The sequence below is a fragment of the Streptococcus sp. KR genome (genome assembly GCF_002238115.1).
Classification (GTDB): Bacteria; Bacillota; Bacilli; order Lactobacillales; family Streptococcaceae; genus Streptococcus.
Window position 1 is genome coordinate 33,369 of the sequence record NZ_NGVM01000011.1, and the last position, 16,032, is coordinate 49,400.

The 16,032-nt window shown below is 33.4% G+C and carries 16 protein-coding genes and 1 pseudogene; 2 read left to right on the forward strand and 15 right to left on the reverse strand.

Annotation, left to right across the window (positions count from 1 at the left end; genetic code table 11):
- Positions 1 to 91: 91 nt before the first annotated feature.
- From CBI42_RS05940 to CBI42_RS05980, 8 genes are all read right to left on the reverse strand, one after another.
- Positions 92 to 766 carry a DNA methyltransferase gene (locus CBI42_RS05940; protein ID WP_094753502.1) on the reverse strand — a complete coding sequence of 225 codons (675 nt, stop codon included), beginning with the start codon at positions 764 to 766 and terminating at the stop codon, positions 92 to 94.
- A gap of 16 nt (positions 767 to 782) precedes the next feature.
- On the reverse strand, positions 783 to 1,103 hold the full coding sequence (locus tag CBI42_RS05945; protein ID WP_094753503.1) for a hypothetical protein: 321 nt from the start codon (positions 1,101 to 1,103) through the stop codon (positions 783 to 785).
- Positions 1,100 to 2,329, reverse strand: coding sequence for a replication initiation factor domain-containing protein (locus tag CBI42_RS05950; RefSeq protein ID WP_094753504.1), 1,230 nt, complete (start codon positions 2,327 to 2,329; stop codon positions 1,100 to 1,102). Before CBI42_RS05950 ends, CBI42_RS05945 begins: the two co-directional genes overlap by 4 nt.
- Before the next feature lie 295 nt (positions 2,330 to 2,624).
- Positions 2,625 to 4,370 (reverse strand): FtsK/SpoIIIE domain-containing protein, encoded by a 1,746-nt coding sequence (locus CBI42_RS05955; RefSeq protein ID WP_094753505.1) that lies wholly within the window; start codon positions 4,368 to 4,370, stop codon positions 2,625 to 2,627.
- Positions 4,371 to 4,389: 19 nt separating this feature from the next.
- Entirely contained in the window at positions 4,390 to 4,851 is a 462-nt protein-coding gene (locus CBI42_RS05960; protein ID WP_094753506.1) for a hypothetical protein, read from the reverse strand.
- The gene (locus CBI42_RS05965; RefSeq protein ID WP_094753507.1) at positions 4,851 to 5,153 is read right to left on the reverse strand and encodes a hypothetical protein; all 303 of its coding nucleotides are present in this window, start codon (positions 5,151 to 5,153) and stop codon (positions 4,851 to 4,853) included. The genes CBI42_RS05960 and CBI42_RS05965 overlap by 1 nt, the downstream gene beginning before the upstream one ends.
- 90 nt (positions 5,154 to 5,243) lie before the next feature.
- Positions 5,244 to 8,168, reverse strand: a complete 2,925-nt coding sequence (locus CBI42_RS05970) for an SspB-related isopeptide-forming adhesin (protein WP_094753508.1) — start codon at positions 8,166 to 8,168, stop codon at positions 5,244 to 5,246.
- A 524-nt stretch (positions 8,169 to 8,692) separates the two neighbouring features.
- Complete coding sequence (locus tag CBI42_RS05980) at positions 8,693 to 9,106, reverse strand: helix-turn-helix transcriptional regulator (protein WP_094753510.1); 414 nt, start codon at positions 9,104 to 9,106, stop codon at positions 8,693 to 8,695.
- A gap of 1,735 nt (positions 9,107 to 10,841) precedes the next feature.
- Between CBI42_RS05980 and CBI42_RS05985 the strand changes: the two genes are divergently transcribed.
- Together CBI42_RS05985 and CBI42_RS05990 are read left to right on the forward strand one after the other, a co-directional pair.
- On the forward strand, positions 10,842 to 11,174 hold the full coding sequence (locus CBI42_RS05985; RefSeq protein ID WP_094753511.1) for a helix-turn-helix domain-containing protein: 333 nt from the start codon (positions 10,842 to 10,844) through the stop codon (positions 11,172 to 11,174).
- 2 nt (positions 11,175 to 11,176) lie between these two features.
- On the forward strand, positions 11,177 to 11,602 hold the full coding sequence (locus tag CBI42_RS05990) for an ImmA/IrrE family metallo-endopeptidase (RefSeq protein ID WP_094753512.1): 426 nt from the start codon (positions 11,177 to 11,179) through the stop codon (positions 11,600 to 11,602).
- A 22-nt stretch (positions 11,603 to 11,624) separates the two neighbouring features.
- Here CBI42_RS05990 and CBI42_RS05995 read toward each other — a convergent pair whose 3' ends face one another.
- The 7 genes and pseudogenes from CBI42_RS05995 to CBI42_RS06025 all read right to left on the reverse strand — a co-directional run bounded on the left by CBI42_RS05995 (position 11,625) and on the right by CBI42_RS06025 (position 16,019).
- The gene (locus CBI42_RS05995; RefSeq protein ID WP_094753513.1) at positions 11,625 to 11,909 is read right to left on the reverse strand and encodes a hypothetical protein; all 285 of its coding nucleotides are present in this window, start codon (positions 11,907 to 11,909) and stop codon (positions 11,625 to 11,627) included.
- Positions 11,910 to 11,934: 25 nt separating this feature from the next.
- Positions 11,935 to 12,309: a HepT-like ribonuclease domain-containing protein gene (locus tag CBI42_RS06000; RefSeq protein WP_094753514.1), complete on the reverse strand. Its 375-nt coding sequence runs from the start codon at positions 12,307 to 12,309 to the stop codon at positions 11,935 to 11,937.
- Entirely contained in the window at positions 12,290 to 12,604 is a 315-nt protein-coding gene (locus CBI42_RS06005) for a nucleotidyltransferase family protein (RefSeq protein WP_000263129.1), read from the reverse strand. Before CBI42_RS06005 ends, CBI42_RS06000 begins: the two co-directional genes overlap by 20 nt.
- 60 nt (positions 12,605 to 12,664) lie before the next feature.
- Positions 12,665 to 12,811, reverse strand: a pseudogene (locus CBI42_RS12785) (type II toxin-antitoxin system RelB/DinJ family antitoxin); the annotation flags it as partial.
- A gap of 365 nt (positions 12,812 to 13,176) precedes the next feature.
- A complete protein-coding gene (locus CBI42_RS06015) occupies positions 13,177 to 14,367 on the reverse strand; it encodes an acetate kinase (protein WP_084923198.1) in 1,191 nt (396 codons plus the stop codon).
- Between the two features lie 50 nt (positions 14,368 to 14,417).
- Positions 14,418 to 15,371: a class I SAM-dependent methyltransferase gene (locus tag CBI42_RS06020; RefSeq protein WP_024056736.1), complete on the reverse strand. Its 954-nt coding sequence runs from the start codon at positions 15,369 to 15,371 to the stop codon at positions 14,418 to 14,420.
- Between the two features lie 60 nt (positions 15,372 to 15,431).
- A complete protein-coding gene (locus CBI42_RS06025) occupies positions 15,432 to 16,019 on the reverse strand; it encodes a class I SAM-dependent methyltransferase (RefSeq protein ID WP_179211371.1) in 588 nt (195 codons plus the stop codon).
- Positions 16,020 to 16,032: the final 13 nt, after the last annotated feature.

Here is a 16,032-nt window from a genome sequence, read left to right on the forward strand (position 1 = left end):
ACTTCTAGTAAATCTGCTAACTTAATAAGATTTTCAAGGTCACAGTTAATAAACCATTGTTTGACTTTTTATATTGTGTTCATGATAACTACTAAAATAATTTTATTTTCTTATTGTAATTATCAAGTCTCTGTTTTGCGAGACTGAAAATATCTTGATCAAGCTCACAACCAACGTACTCAAAACCTAATTCTTGAAAAGCAATCAAGCTACTTGCTGAACCAACATGAGTATCGAGTATTTTATCGCCTTCTTTTGCATAGGTTTGCAATAACCAGAAATAAAGATTGACTGGTTTTTGGGTTGGATGAATTCTAACCTCATTCAATGACTTATTTCCTTGTTGAATGTGTCCTTCAGATATTGACTTTCCTTGCATCATACCATTCCACATATAGCGAAACAGTCGTATGCTATCATGAAAACTGCAGTATGCTATTTCACAATCTGAAAAACTTGACTGACCATTGACTTTGTCCCAAACGATACGGCCAGAACCAAAAGAATAATCAAAGTAGTTCACACCCCAAATGATTTGATTTTTTGAAACCCTAAATAACTCATCAAAATAATCCCTATTTGGAATTTGCCACTCTGAGGTTTCGCCATACAGTCTGCTTACACCTATTGGACTGACTTTTCGTCCGTAAAATTTTCTTTTTTCTGGCCCAGAAAAATATGGTGGATCTACAATAGCTAAATCAAAATAGTTATCAGGATATTTTTTCATAACGTCCATGCAATCTTCTTGAAGAAATAATTTCACAACACCACCTCATCTCCTATACCCACTTCTCTAAATGAAATCGTTCAATCAATTTTAAACACTCCATTTCCATCTCTTCTTTGCTCCTTCTTAACAATCCAAACCAAAGTAACTTTCTCTTAACATCAACTTGTCTTGCTAAATAGGATTCATACTCTGAAATCAATCGTTTCAATTTATCCAAATCACTTCGCTTCCTTGTCTGCTTATAGGTTTGAGATTGAAACTCTATATAGGCTTGATAATCTCTTGCTACTTTACTATCTGTTAGACCATCATAGAAGTTTCTTGCAGGAATCAAATATACAATCTTCTCAATTTGTCTATATTCAATCATTCTGCCCTTCCTAACTGACTTTGTAAAAATTCAAGTTGTTTTCTTTGTCTAGGAGTAATTTCTCCTGAACTCATTATTTTTTTCATATTCTCTTGCATAAACAAGCGATCAATTTCAGAAACATACACTAAAGAATTAGAAACTCTTTCTACCAACCATCTAATTGTTTTTTCAACTGAATATGGTTCAGGACTTACAGATAATCTAATCGGTTCATCAGTTCCAAAAAGTCGTTGCCACTTACTATCTAACTTTCTAAAACCATGTTCATCAGTTCCATCATAAATTTGAATCGCTCCTTGAAATATAGAACGTGTTAATTCAGCAACATCATAACCAGCTAAAATTTCTGAAACAAATGACCTTGCCTTACCTTGTGAAAATCGAACTTCATAACGATTCCATATTCCAAATAACCTTACACTATCTAATACACTTATTCCTTCTTTTTTCGCAATCTCATACCTCTTTTCATAAAAGTTAAAGTACATTTCCGACTGCCGACTACCAAGATAGATTGATAACCCTTGTCTATTTTCCGTTTCCAGTGGATTTTCAAAATCAAATCCACCACCACCCACAAATGAAAAACTTTTTAAATAGGGCGAAACAATGTCTTGTTTATAATACCTTGTTACTAGTGTTGATAAATCAAAATTCTCTTTCGTATCTTCTCTAGCCATTTCATCAACTGCAATATCTATTCTAGTAACACTAAAATTTTCTCCATATCGTTTTTGAAACCTTTTTATAAAGTCTATCCACGTTATATTTTTACTTTCAAGATACATTTCTAATTGTCTACAACCTTGACCACTTAACTGAATCGTAATTCTATTTCTATCTTCTCCATTTTCGCTATACGAAGAATTAAAACCAAAAAACCAAATATCGCCATAGCGATACAACAATTCATATTTCATAAATGAGGTTGTTTCAGGATTCAACATAATATCAAATCCAAAAAATTCTTTAGCTACATAATAGACATCATTCTCTTTGTGAAGCGTAAACCTGAAATAGTCTATCATATACCTTGTCAATTCTGTATCACACTTTTTCAAACTAAAATGGTTTTTTATCTCTAGGAAATCTTCTTTCTTCAAAGTCCTATAACCATTCTCATAAGCCTTTATAGTAGAAACAGGAATACCAGTCTTAATTGATAACTCTTTTCTAGTCATTTTACGTTCTTTTCTAAAATCTTTTAACTCTTTTCCTTCCATTTCTCCTTTAAAACTCCATTTTTTACCAAAAGGGATACAAAAAACACAAAAAGGGACACACCTTCAAACCTTGTCGCTCTAAGCGTGAAGTGCATTTTGTAACTTTTGTTACCCACCTATTAGAATAGGTGGGTTAATAAATATAGTCCAGCCAAAAATGCGGTCGGTGCGGTGCATGGGTTCGCCTACGGCTTCACCCCTGCTTTGCACCTACATTTTTGGCTGGACTATACTTAATAAAAAATGCCCCTAAAAAGGGGCGATTACACTATTCTAATAGAAAGACAAAAAAAGACTAATCTCCAAAATACTCGGAAATTAAGTCACCCCACCCTTTATTAGACTCTTCCCTATCATCTATCATTTTTGAAAGTAATTCCTTTGAATCTAAATCTAGGAAAATTTTACCTTCCTTACGCTCAAATGAATAGAAGCCTTGTTCTTCAATTTTTTGAATAACATTTCTCAAAATATTCGAACGAATACCTTTTTCTAAGGCAAAATCTGATAGATAAACACCATCAGGAAAATCATTTTCTTCATCTTCTTTTTGTTTACTAGACATCAATTCTTGCACCAATTCAGAACTATCTTTTTTTACAGTTCCTTTTTCAAATTCTTCATTAGCTTGCATTTCTTCCTGCAATGCTTGTTTTTCTTCCTCAGAAAGAACAGCTTCAGGATTCTCTAATGGATTGAAAGGATTTTCTCGTCTTTTAATCTTGTCATATTCATCAAAGAAAGAGAACTCTTTTGAAAGCAATGGAGAATAAAACTCTCTGGCCACTTCTCCATACACACTCGCATATCCACGACCATATACACGCTTACCAGCAAGATATTTCACATACTTAAATTCCTTATTCCTATTAACTTCTCCAAAAGCTAAATCATAACCGACTTCATCTAGTCGACCAACAGAAATTCGAAAATTGATGTTTGACTGTAGTTTTGAACCTAAATCTTCTCTTGAAGGCTTCTGCATAGCTATAACTGCAAAGCAGCCAGCTTGCCTTCCTAAAAGCAAGAATTGACCCATAGCATTGTCTAAACGCTGTCTTGTCTGAAAATCAAGCATAGCGCACAAGGCATTATATTCATCACAAACTAAAAAATAAGGTTCAAGTCCATATTCAAAAAACTTCTTCAAATCCTTTTCGCCATTTTCTTCACGCATTTTACGCATATAAGCATAGCGAGCGAACATAATTTGAACTGCTCTTTCAATCATAGAAACAATATCTTCAACATCATAAGAAATACGACCTTCAAAGGCTTTCTGCTCCGACATAGTAACAAAGTCAGCTTGTTTTGGATCACATATATCCACTACTCCAACTTTAGCCATAGCACGAATCAGAGTTCTTAAAAGAACTGTCTTACCGCCACCAGTACCACCACAAACCAGCAAATGAGGATCATCAATAGGATTCCAATAGAGATTCTTCATTAGTTGAATACCTTTACTAGAATATTCAACATCACTAATCTTAATACGATTCTGAAACGCTGAATAAGCCATTTTATAAGTTTTAAATTTAATATCGTCCTGAACTTCCATAAAGTCCATAAAAAAAGTTGTTTCTAAATCTGAACCAATTTTCTTAAACTTATCCTGAAACTTATTCCCAGCCATTTTAAAAGCAATTTCCAAATCATACCGATTCTGCTTCATATAAACTGCTGGAAAAACTACTTTATCTCTTGTTCCTGAATCCGTCTTAATCTTTTTCGTATAAGAATATCCATTTTCTTTCAAAAAGAAAGCAAGTTTAGCAAGTCTTTCTAACTTTTGAAAAAAGAAAAAACGTTCTTGTGAAAACCAAGTCAAATAAAGACTAATCAAACTAAACACTGTCACCATCAAACTGACAATCACTATAGAAGGAACATCAGCATTTTTTAGTTTCTCTAAATTTTGATAAATATAAAATCCTAATATTGGACTAAACAACAAAAAGAAAAAAGAAAAGATATAGTATCTTAAATTTTCCATGTAAGGCTTAATCTTAATTCCACGATACGCTGGAAATAAACTCATATCTTTTCTCCTTTAAAAACTATCCTTTATGTTCTTGCTTTTGATCATGTTTCTGTTCTTGTTTAGGTTGACTTCCACCAACTTTTTTAAGTTTATCAACCACAAAAACAAAACGGTGCTTGTTCGGCTCTACTTGATTACGATCAGCCTTACGCATACCATGATAAGCAACCAGCAAAGTATCAAAATCAATAGCTTCTTGATAGCCAAGTTTCAAAGCATCAATTTCTTCAGCAGATTGTTCTGTTACTTTCAAGAAAACAGTATCTTCCTGTCCTTCTGAATATACAAGAACTTCAACACCATCATAATCACCTTCACCAGTTTCAAGATCAACATTTACAAATTGCGCACCTTCATTCTTAATAAATTTACAAGTACCCAAAATTTCCTTCGGATTCAACAAAAGATCATTCAAAATACGATATTTCTTTGAGAAAATTTCTACACGTTGTCCAAGTTCAAGTCCATTTTTAGCCATTATTTGTTACCCCCTACACGTTTAAGTCCTTTAGCCAATACATTCGTTGAAGCAGAGAAATTTGTACCTTCAACATAATCTTCCAAGAAAGTTGGTTCAATAGCTTCAACTTCCTCATTTACTTTATAAGTTGCCATATCTTTTGGAGTGATGATTGAAAACATACCATGTTTTGCATTCATCACAATATGTCGAGTTCCATCAAAAGGCTTACCTTCAATAATAGAAGGTGCTTTTTCAGAACGTACATAATTTGCTTTCCCAATAGCTTCAGGATTGAATTTAAAATTTTCGATTTTCATTTTTTTAGATTTCCTTTTCTATTTACATTTTTTCTTTAAAAAAATAAAGGACGATAAGTCCTGTTTTATTATCGCCCCAACAACAATATCTTAATCTTTTTTACGCTTGATCCCAACTAAACCTAACATAGACAAGATACCAGTTCCTACAAATCCAAGCATACTAGAAGCAGTACCAGTGTTCGGTAAAGATGGTTTCTTAGGTTCTTGTGGTTTTGGTTGCTCAGGAGTATTAGTTACAACTTTAACTTCCATTTCTTGACCGTTTACAATGTTCAAGAATTTATTTTCTACATCACCACTTGCGATACGTTCGACTTCAATATAGAAGTCAACGTCAAACGTACCTTGCAGTCCTAGAGAGTTCAAGAACTCTTTATCAATAGTGTAAGCCCACTTACCTTCTTTCTCATTCCATGTTACTTTAACAATCTTCTTGATAAAGTCAGAGTTTGTACTTTGATCAAACTTAAATTGAAAAGCATAAGCAGAACCTTTAGCAATCTTATCTCCTGCCTTAACCACTTTACCGTCAGACAAAACTACATCATAAGGAAGAACCAAGTCTTTTTCAGCAACATATTCTGTACCTCGAATAATACCCTTCCAGTTGCCAGTATAGCGATCATGCTTCACATCTAGCTTATCAATACCATCATACTGATAAAGTGTATCATGTTTAGCAGGAACAGTTACACCATCAAGGAAATAGCGTAAATATTCACCAATTTTAATTTCTTGACCATCACGAATCTTCTTATCATCTTTCTGATCCACAGCGTGTTTTTCAGGTTTCAAGTCAGGAACTTGCACAGTTACCAAGTTAGAGACAAAGGCATTTCCAAAGTCAATTTGATGGAAATCATTTTTCACAATTTTGCCTTTTTCTACAAGCAAACGTGCAGGAAGCTCAATCGTGATGTTCTTAGCTTGTTTAACGTAGTTTTGATAGAATGAAGCAGAATCTTTCGCTACCCAAAGGTAAAATTCGCCTCTAGGGTTCAACCCAGCTTCTTTCAAAATGTTTTGAATTTCTTTTGTACGTTCTTTAAGAACATGGTACATATTAAAAAGCGCTTTAACATCCTTACCAGTAGAGTCCTTCATAGTGATTTTGCTATCATCTACCTTGTAAGCACCATCTTGAACATCATCTGCCATAGCCCATGTTTTACCATAAGTTTTAGAATCAGTAGTAAAAGTTGAATATGGTTTGTAGTCAGTTGTCAAACTGAATTTCACATTTTTATCAAATGTGTTTGCGCCATCAATATTATGCTTATAAGTATCTTTGATAGCCTTCACAGGTTTTGGAGTTGAAGGTTTCACACGCAAGCGTGAATAGTTCACTTTTACTTTAAAAGGTAAAGGACGCCCAGGCAATCCTTTAGGATCATCATATTTAGGTTTAGGAATTTCCTTAGTATCTTTTGACTGATACTTAGGCTCAACAGGAGGTTTAATCAAAATGTTGATTGGAACAGTTGCACTTGCTTTACCAAATAATCCAACAGCCCAGCCACTATCTCCAAAGATCGAACCATCAGAAGGCATTTCTTTTCCTTCTTTTTCTGCATTGCTTTTCGCCCATTTACGCTCTAAAGCAACTTTCTTAGCAGAATGAACTCCTTCTCCATTATGATAAGCAAAATTCAAAGTAGAACCATAACCAACAGAAACTACTGAACCAAGTGGAATATCTGCTTCATCTTTAACATTATCATATCCAAGATCACCAGCTTTTACACCAAGATCAGGTACATCATTTTTCCAAGCTGTCTTATATTCACCCTTATAATAATTCTTCCCATTACGAGATACTTTTTCTACTTTAGAACCTTTCGGATTTAAAACAACTCCTTCTGAACCATCTTCATAAGTCATGTTAAATTCTTGACCATAATCAACATCATTAAACATTGAAACGATAGCCAAATTCACTTTTTTATGACCTTTTTCATAGAAATAATCAATTTTTGTATTAAATTCAACTAAATTGCCATATACAAAATTAATAGAGCCACTATTATCCTTTTTGTGAATTGTAACCTTAGTAGCAGATAAAGGTTTTCCATTTTCCTGCCACTCAGCTTCTACTTTATTAAAAGTAAAACGAGCAGAAATTTTTTGACCTTTATCATCTTCAGCAATATTATGTAACGTAAATGAATCACCAGCTTTAGGGTTATAAATCTGTTTAAAATATCCATTTACATCACGAAGAAGATCAGGGCGACTTGCACTAATTGTAGTATCATCATGAAGTCCAATATAATCTTTAACTTTTGTAAGTCCATCAATTCCTTCAAAAGATGCAGTCAGCTTCCCATAATAATTAACGCTACCACGCTGACTTTCATCATAATCACCATAAACCTTAATATGAGGTTTTTCAGCTTTTACACCCTTCTTAGCAAGTTCTTCTTTTTGCTTATTGTAAACAGCCAAATCTTTATTGTAACTAGCCAACTTCTTATCATAATCAGCTTTTAAATTAGCATTGTCCTTTTCAACCTTTTCATTGTAGGCTTTTTGGTCTGCTACAGCTTTGTTGTAGTCAGCTTCTTTTTTAGAATTATCCCTTGCGATACGCTTATTTTCTTCTTCAATTTCCTTGCGTTTGGTTGCATTGTCAGTTTTAGCGTTTGTGTAGTCAGTAGTTGTTTTTTTAACTTCTGCTTCTTGCTTCACATAATCAACTTCAATTTCTTTTTGCTTTTCTGCTACTGTTTCAGAGGTTGCAACACCTTTATCCTGAACAGCATCTACTTCTACATTTACACCAGCATTTTTTGCTTCTGTTACAGCTTTATCAAGATTGTCATGAGCAATAGGAACTTCTACTTCTGTTTTCTTTTCTACAGCAACAGGCTTAGCAGTTGAAACTTCATCAGCCGATACCGTTGAAGAAAATACCATTCCCAACATTCCAAGTGCAAGAATAACACCACATGCACCACCAACCTTCATTTTACGGATTGAACCGTAAGCCTTAAATTCTTGTGTCTTTGACATCTTTTTTCTCCTTTTAAACTAAAAATTTTTTATATTTTATCAATCTCAATCATTATAATCCTAAGAAGGTGAACGAGATCGTTTATAAACTACTAAAATCATTTTTTCTCCTTTTCTATAAACAAAAAAAGCCAGTTAAAACTGACCTTCTAAAATTTTACCCATCTACTTAAAATAATATTACTTATTATAAAATATCTTTCTCAGATTCAACATTTTTTAAAACTCAATAATCACTCCATTTTCTCTAAAATAAGAATACGTTCTTTCGATTTTAGAAATTATCTTGCTGTAATAACAACGAGTCAACTGTCCAACACCATACAACTGATAATATAAATCTTCACAGCATTTCTTTGATGATACATAAACATCAGCACCATTTTTTACATGGGCATAGATTTTCAAATTCCAGCAGAATCTACTATAGATTCGATTATACTCTTTTATGATCCATTCTTCGGAATATGTTCTTAACCCCTCTTTATAACCATACTCTTCGATTTTAACACACCTCTCTCCTACTACTCAATCTTATCTACTAGGTCAAGTAAGAATTGCTTCACTTCACTCTTATGAACATATTTAGTCTTATCATCAGCAAAAAAGCGAATAGCTTCTTCATAACTTTTCCCTTTAGTCAACATTGTTACCAATCCATGAGAAAATTGATGGTGACAACCTAGATTATCTAAATCTTTAGTAGACATAACATCATCTCGATCAACACTAAAACTTTCTTCAACATTGATAAAATCATCAATCTTACAGTTATAAAGGTAAGCTAACTTATACAGCTTATCAAGACTAGGTTCACGTTCTCCACTTTCATATCGAGCATACGCTTTCGGTTGAATCTCTAAATACTTTGCTAAGTCCTCTTTCGACTTATTATACATTTCTCGATACAACCGAAGAGCCATCGACACATTCAACATAAATTCTTTTCCTCTCTACTTTAATGTGATAATCGAAAAGAAAACCACAAACAACACAAATACAAACAGAATTATCAAATGACTAAACATCCAATAAATCAAAAACATCATCAAAATAAGCATAGACAATAGCATTCCAACTCTTACTAAGTAGATCCAAATATCCATCTTTCCTCTTTTCTATTCTCTACTCATATTGTTAGTTTACATAAAAGAATACTTTCTTATATTCCCTTGTGAAAACTAACAATACTTTCAATCTTTATCAGGACAAAACCTGTATTATAAAAATTAAATGATTGTTAATTTTGTTTTTTGAGTAAAATTAAAAAGGCTTATTATTTCAAAGCCTTTTTTTGTTACTCTTTTTTGTATGCTCTTATCTTCGCACACTTTCAGCTATATAGCCTACTCCCTTCGCCAAGGTCACAGATTTAAGGATAACTCAATACCCCCTCTTCCTTACCCAAAGGCATTAGCAAGATTTTACTCTTACACACCGACCATACGATAAAGCCTCACTATCTCACTCTAGCTACCTCTTCAAAGTATCATTGACTGCTCCACAGCCGTCAGTTCCCTTTTCTTATCTACTAAGGCGAAAGGACAAAAAACCCAACGTGAACTTTACAAACTCTAAACTCCTTGCCAACTCCATTTACTTATGGTATAATAATACCAATTCACCAAAAACAAAATATCGTAAACAGCTTAGTAAGATGGAAACACACTTTGCTGGATTTTTGTTTTCAAAAATATTAGAAAAGAGAACATTATGGTTGAAATCATTACTAAAACAATATCCATCATTTACAACATTGTTAAGTTTTTAGTCCGTCTTTACATTAAATCTTTTGACTCAAATCCATATTTGACAACTTTTTGTACAATATTCATCATTATACGTTATCTATACTTTCCCTAGTCTTACTAAAAAAGTCAGCAAAGAGTTTAGAATCTATAAAGTTTTGTAGATACATTTCATGGAATCTAGCTATATAAAATACTATCTAGCTTGATTTCTCGTCTGCTCTATGATAGAATACAACCGAGAATACTTCTTTCCCTCTCCTTTATAAAGATAACTTGAAAGCAAACTTTGAATAGATTTAGCCCATTCAAAGTTATCTTAAACAGGAGGTGCGGATATGAAAAACGTTCTCATCAGATTGTTTTTATTCATCTATGTTATTGTGAAACTATTTATTTCACTTTACAAAGATTGTTTAAACACAACCCCTAGAATGACAATCGCATTTACAATCTATACGATTATAAGATTGTTATTTTAGTAGTAAGCTAGGTTTTTACCTAGCTTATTTTGTTACAACTAAACTCCATGAAACATATCTACCATCAGACAACTTGACATTTTACTATTTTTCACTTATAATTAAATTGCTACATTTAATCGTGTTAGTCAATGATTCGTTGTTGTCTGACACGTTTTTTATTAAATTTTCAAAGTTCACTTAACTTTTATATTGAATCAAAAATCATACTACTAAAAGTTACAAGTTCTAGTTTCTTGAAACAACATTCAATACTGAAAATTAAAATTTGTCTTTTAAGTTGTATTCAAGATTTTCAAATTCCTATAAAATGTTATGATTAAGTAAAGTTTTTTTACTTATTTTTTATAAGCTATTGCTTATGTATCTATTATATAACCTATAGCTTATTTTGTCAATGCTTTTTTTAAATTTTTTTAAAAAATTTTTGAAGGGAATAAATCATGTTTATTGAAAGACTAAAAAAGCTACGAAAAAAAGAAAAACTAACTCAAAAAGATATTGCTACATTCTTAAATATTTCTCAACCTGCTTATCAACAATTTGAAAGTGGTAAAAAGAAAATGAACCTCGAAACAATGGAAAAACTAGCAGACTACTTCAATGTTTCAACAGACTATCTGCTAGGTAAAACTGATATTCCTGATCCTGATTCAGATATTGACCTTGATTCTGCTATCGATAACTCAGTCGCTTATGATGGTACACCAATCACAGATAACGATAGAGAGATCATCAAAGACTTCCTAAAAGACTATTTTGCAAACAAAAAATAAGTATGAACCTAAATAAAGTTATAAAAGAGATAGAACAATTAAATTGTAAAGTGATCACTCTTAAAAACTTAAATTCCAAAGGAAGATATATTTTTGTAAATAACCAGCACTTTATTTTTCTTCGTTCCGACACAAGCGATATCGAAAAAATAAATGTACTTCTTCATGAAAAACACCATTTAATCAATGATGATTGCAACAATTCACTTTCTCAAATTGATACTTTTAAAAGTCACATTGAAAACAACAGTGAAAAAGGGCGAATCCTTGATTTTATGAGTTTAGTGAACAGCGAATATCCAATAGACGATAGCTTCAATTATCAAGACTATCTCAAAAATGCTGATATTCCTTCAAAATATGAAAACTACGTTAAAGAAATAGCCACACAATTTTATAATGAAAACAAAAAAAATAACACTATCTAATGATAGTGTTTTTATACTTTTTTTATTCAAGAATAACAGTTCCACAAAATTCACCATTACAATACAAAGATAATTCATTATTTACTCTTGAAAAGAATTTATCACCTGCTTTTCTAAAAATAAATTTAACAAAATATACTTCTAAATCACCCTCATATTCAACTTCAGTATCAAAATCAGTTCCAGCTTCCATCTCATCTAAATAATCAGAATAATCATTAAGAAAATCTCTCACAAAATAATTCAACTTCGGAATCAATGTTTTAGGTAAAACAGTTGTCTGATAATTTATTTCTTTAATTTCCATTTTCTTTCTCCTAATAAATAGTATTCTATAATTCAGATTCTAATTCTCTTATAATCGAATATAAGGCTTCTTTTGTTTCAGGAACAGATTTTTTCAATATTCCTTCCACAATTTTAAAATTCAAATTTGAATAGTTATGATAAATAAAATTTCTAAAACCTTTTATCTGAACCCAATTTATCCTATCAGAATACTTCTGTTTTACTTCCTCTGATAATTTTCCTAACGATAACTGTTCTCCTACTTGACCAAGGTTCATAGCAATAGAATCAACTACCATATCATCATCTAAAGGTAAATTATATCTTCTTGCTTTATCCAAAACAGCAACAGCCTTATCAAGATATAAAACCATATCCTTCAAATACGCTATATCAGTTTCAAGAGATTGACTTCTCATAAATAACCTCTCTATCATTCAAAAAATTTTTCTTAACTAACTTCCCAATATTCGTTTTAGGAGAAAGTAAATCACTAACCAATAGAATATCTATATTACCATCAAAAATAGTTAAAAGCCTACCATATACATCAAAATATATCGAATCATCCTCTAACTCCAAAGCAATATCAACATCACTTTTTCCATCAGCTTCACCCCTAGCATAAGAGCCAAATAGATAAATTTTAGATAAATCATATTGTTTAGCAATAGGAACAATTTTTTCCTTTATCTGATCTATTGTATAAACCATAACTAAACCCCTTTATATCATATACAGCCATACTTTTATTTCATCTTACTCAGAATCAAGTTTAACATCAAAAGGAATACTTCTTGTCAACACACTTTGCTTCAAAAATAACTTCACAGCAGTTGACATATCCAACCCCAACTCATTAAAAATTGCAGTCGCTTCTTTTTTCAATTCATCATCTACTCTTACAGCAATTTGTGACATAGTATTTCCCCTTAACTTATTTTGTATATCTATTGTATCACTTTTAGACAGACGATTCAACTTTTTATATATCAGTAAATACAAAATAAAATAGACCAGCCTCCTGATCTACTTTATTCTATATTCATTGACTAAAAATATACAACCTTTGGTTAGTTTTTGGTTAATTTCTTTTTTTATACAATTTCTTAACACTAAAAACCTTTTAGAATCAAGAAATCTACCATCTTCTTTAAATTACTACTATTATACCATATTTTTCAAAAAAGCCAATCATAGCAAGGTTTTGGACATTTCCATCAGAAAAAGAAGCTGGAAAAATCTCTTTCCCAACTCCTTGTACTGAATATTTTTTCTGATTTTAGTTATTTTTTCAAGCGTTCAACGTCACGGGCAATGACCAATTCTTCATCTGTTGGAATAACCAAAACACGAATTTTCGCTGCCTCTGTTGAAATGTCTCCTGTCACACCAAAGACGTTCTTTTCTGGGTCAACATCACAGCCAAACCAAGAAATCCCTGAGATAACATCTTCACGTACGTTTGCAGCATTTTCACCGATACCCGCAGTAAAGATAATAGCATCTGCTCCATTTAGGACTGCAAGGTATTGACCGATATGTTTTTGGATACGGTCAACATACATTTCATAGGCTAAAGTGGCATCGTGGTCCCCTTCTTCCATAGCAGCAATCACATCACGCATATCACTAGATTTACCTGAAACCCCCATTAGTCCTGATTCACGATTAAGAACGTGACTAATGTCTTCAGGCGTGTTAAAGTCCTCTGTATATTGCATTAAGTAAGGAATGATAGCTGGGTCAATATCTCCTGTACGAGTTCCCATCATCACACCACCAAGTGGAGTGAATCCCATTGAAGTATCAACAGATTGACCGCCATTAACTGCTGTAATAGAAGCACCATTACCGATGTGGCAAGTAATCAATTTCAAGTCCTCTAATGGACGGCCCAAGAGTTTTGCAGCTTCTCCTGCTACAAACTGGTGACTTGTACCGTGGGCACCATATTTACGAACCTTGTTTTCTGTGTAATATTTTGTTGGTAGAGGGTAGCGATAAGCTTTCTCTGGCATAGTTGTGTGGAATGAAGTATCAAAAACAACTACACTGGTAATGTCTGGCAACAATTCCTTGAAGGCGCGAACACCTGCTGCATTAGCTGGATTGTGGAGAGGAGCCAACAAACTCAACTCTTCAACTTTTTCTAAAACATCCCCTTCAACAACTGTTGATTCTTTGAAATATTCTCCACCTGCAACAACACGGTGTCCAACACCTGTAATCTCATCATAAGCCTTGATAATATCGAAACGAATCAAGTCATCCAATAAGATTTTAACGGCTTGTGTATGATTTTCAATATCCAAAATTTGTTGTTCAGAACGACCATCAAATTTTACAGTTGAAATTGAATCTTTCAAGCCGATACGTTCAATTAAACCTTTAGCAAGAACTTTTTCCTCTGGCATTTGATAAAGTTGCCATTTCAAACTTGAACTTCCCGCATTGATTGCAATTGTTTTTGTCATAACACGATACCCCTTTTTAAGCGTTTTCATCTATTATAACAAAATCTATTTTATATTTCAGTACCTTGAGTCCATTTTTGAAAATTTTCTTTAAATTTCATTAAAACACTTGCATCTTGCAAGCTAGAAAGTGGATAAATAAAAGGCTCCACTGCTATTTCACTTTTCTTCTGTAAGATAAAAATAGTCTTGGATTGTTTAGCATTAGCAAAGAGATTTTCAGGCAGACTAATCATGGCAGTCAGACTTGCCTCCTCTTTCAACCAGCCTTTCAACAAATCACTTTGAGGACTGGTCAACAAATCACTCGGAGCGAGAAAAATAGCGTATCCATCTGACTTGAGGTACTTAAGTCCTTGTTCCATGAGCAAGTGATGGGCGTAAGTATGTTCTTGACTAGAAGCAACTTGATGGCGCGACGCAACGGCATCATCAGGATAATAGCCAACAGGCAAGTCGCTGATGACCACATCGCTTTCTTTGAGCATTTGTGGACGAACGGCATCTCCTTGGACAAAGCCAGCCTGCAAACCAATTACATCTGCCATGCTAGCTGCCAAATCAATCAACAAATCATCCACTTCCATTCCCAAGTAATCCACCTTTTTATCAAGCGAGGTCAAGAAAGTAGCGCCTAGAATTCCCATCCCAGAACCCATTTCGAGGATAGTAATTTCCTCCTCTTTAAACAACTCTTCCACAATAAACACCAAAAGTAAGGCAATAGCATCCGGTGTAAACTGGTGATTAGCCTGTAGGGGTTCTGTTTGCCCAGCCTTCATCAAGAGAAACTGGTAGGTCTTGAGCCATTCTTCTTTGCGTAGTGCTAAACGCTTAAGGGCTTGATTGTTATCTTTTACCTGATTTAGCTCAGTTTCACCATCCAGATAAATGCTGTTTTGCTCCACCAGGGCGTCATAAAAGTTGGTCGCCAAATCACTTTGAATGACTTGGACATTCTCTAGTAAATAGGTATAAGCTTGTTCAATTTTTTCAAAATCCATATTCCTATCTTACCAAATTTCCCTTCTTTTTTCCATCCTTATAGAAAAATCACTCCCTGACTAGGCGAGTGATTTTTGGGCTACTGTTAAAAAGAGTTCTGAGTAATTTCCTTGAAACAGGTCTTCAGCGCTATAGAGGGTCTGACTATGCACAGATGAAAAACCAAACTGGGCTAGCCTGTTTTCCAGTTCAACCAATTCAAATCCATGATGGTTAGCTTCTGTCTTGGTAAAATCAGCAAGTAGGAGTTGTCCATCTTCCTTCAAATGTTGATGAAACAGTGAGAGAGCCGCATCCAAATCAGGCATATGATGAAGAACACGACAAACAACAATGAGATCAAACTCTTTCTCCAAGGGTTTTTCCAGTAAATCTTGCTCCAAAAACTGGATATTCTTGATGTCTTGCTGCTCCGCTTTCAAACGAGCTTGCTCCAGCATTTTCTCCGAAATATCCACCAATATTACAGACTTGGCCTGCTTAGCTAGGGGCAAGGTTAACAGACCCGTCCCTCCACCGAAATCCAAAATTTCTTTGTCTGATAGAAAATCAATCTGTTTCTCGACTGCTTGACAAACCAAGTTTGCAAGGAAGATATTTTTAGGTGAATCAAAAGTTTCTGCTTTGTGGTTAAAATCATGTTTCATATTTTCAGTTTAG